We start from the raw sequence: 1580 nt of genomic DNA, 5'->3' as shown, positions 1-1580 counted from the left end.
GGGTTCGGGGCGGGGGCCTCGTCGCTGGTCATCGGCGGTACCAACTCAGGCGTCGATCGAGGACGGGACCTCGCGACGGTCCGGATCGGGGCCGTCGTAGGCGCGGATCTCCCGGTAGCGGGTGTCGCGCTCGACCGGCCGGAAGCCGGCGTCGCGGATGATCGCGAGCAGGTCCTCGCGCGTCATGGTGGTCGGGGTGCCGAACCGGTCCGCGTCATGCGTGATCTTGTACTCCACCACGGAGCCGTCCAGATCGTCGGCGCCGAAGTTCAGCGCGAGCTGGGCCGTGGTCAGGCCGTGCATCACCCAGAAGCACTTGACGTGGTCGATGTTGTCGAACAGCAGGCGGGAGACGGCGAACGTCTTCAGCGCCTCGGCGCCGGTCGCCATCGGCTGGTTCATCAGCCGGTTACGCGGGTCGCCGGCGGCGTCGTGCTGGAAGCGCAGCGGGATGAACACCGCGAAGCCGCCCGTCTCGTCCTGCAGCTCACGCAGCCGCAGCACGTGATCGACCCGGTGGCGCGGCTCCTCGACGTGGCCGTAGAGCATGGTGCACGGGGTGCGCAGACCCTTGGCGTGGGCCAGGCGATGGATGCGCGACCAGTCCTCCCAGTGGGTCTCGTGGCCGACGATGTGCTGGCGGACGTCCCAGTCGAAGATCTCGGCCCCACCGCCGGTCAGCGAGTCGAGGCCGGCGTCGATGAGCTCGTCGAGGATCTCGTCGGCGGGCAGGCCGCTGATCTTCTCGAACCAGTGGATCTCGGTGGCGGTGAACGCCTTGAGGGCCACGCCGGGCAGGGCCTTGCGCAGCTCGCGCAGCGACCGCGGGTAGTACCGCCACGGCAGCGTGGGATGCAGGCCGTTGACGATGTGCAGCTCGGTGATGCCCGCCGGCTCCATCTCGCGGGCGAGGCGCACGGCCTCCTCGATGCGCATCGTGTAGGCGTCGGACTCGCCGGGCTTGCGCTGGAACGAGCAGTAGGCACAGGACGCCGAGCAGACGTTGGTGAGGTTGAGATGGCGGTTGACGTTGAAGAACGTGCGGTCGCCGTTCTTGCGGGTGCGGACCTCGTGGGCCAGGCCGCCGAGCCAGACGAGATCGTCGCTGGCGTACAGCGCCTCGCCGTCGGCGCGGCTGAGCCGCTCACCCGCCGTGACCTTGGCCTCTATCTCCCTTTTCAGCCCAGCATCCATAGCTTCCAGCGTAGCCCGCCGGCCCGTCGGGACCGGCCTGGCCGGCCGGGCAGACCGGTCACAGCCGCCCGGCCGCGGGTCACGCCGCCCCCGAGCTCAGTCGGCGTCGTCGTCCGGGTGGGAGGCGCGGCGCGCGGCCCGGCGCTGCATCCGCCCGAGCGGCCAGGTCAGCAGGCCGGCGACGACGAACCCGAGGAGCACGGCGAGCAGCAGGTTCACCCCGACCAGGGCGAGCACCACCGTGATCACCACGAGGACGGCCAGCCGGACGAGGAAGTACGGCAGCTGCGCCCGCAGGTCGACGTCCTGCTGCGCCGGGGCCTCCCGGCGGGCGGGCCCCGACGGACGCCCGCGCCCCGGCTGCCCCGACCGCCCCGCCGCGCCGC

Annotated in this window: 2 protein-coding genes; both read right to left on the bottom strand. The window is 71.8% G+C overall.

What is annotated here, in order from left to right:
* Positions 1-45: 45 nt before the first annotated feature.
* The gene (gene mqnE, locus C1A33_RS25005) at positions 46-1194 is read right to left on the bottom strand and encodes an aminofutalosine synthase MqnE (RefSeq protein ID WP_101833854.1); all 1149 of its coding nucleotides are present in this window, start codon (positions 1192-1194) and stop codon (positions 46-48) included.
* 96 nt (positions 1195-1290) lie between these two features.
* Positions 1291-1580 (bottom strand): DUF4229 domain-containing protein (locus tag C1A33_RS25000; protein WP_243407925.1); only part of this gene is annotated, 290 nt, incomplete at its 5' end.

Source organism: Frankia canadensis (genome assembly GCF_900197875.1).
Classification (GTDB): Bacteria; Actinomycetota; Actinomycetes; order Frankiales; family Frankiaceae; genus Frankia; species Frankia canadensis.
Note: the sequence above shows the minus strand (reverse complement) of the source record. Positions and strands in the feature narration are given on the sequence as shown.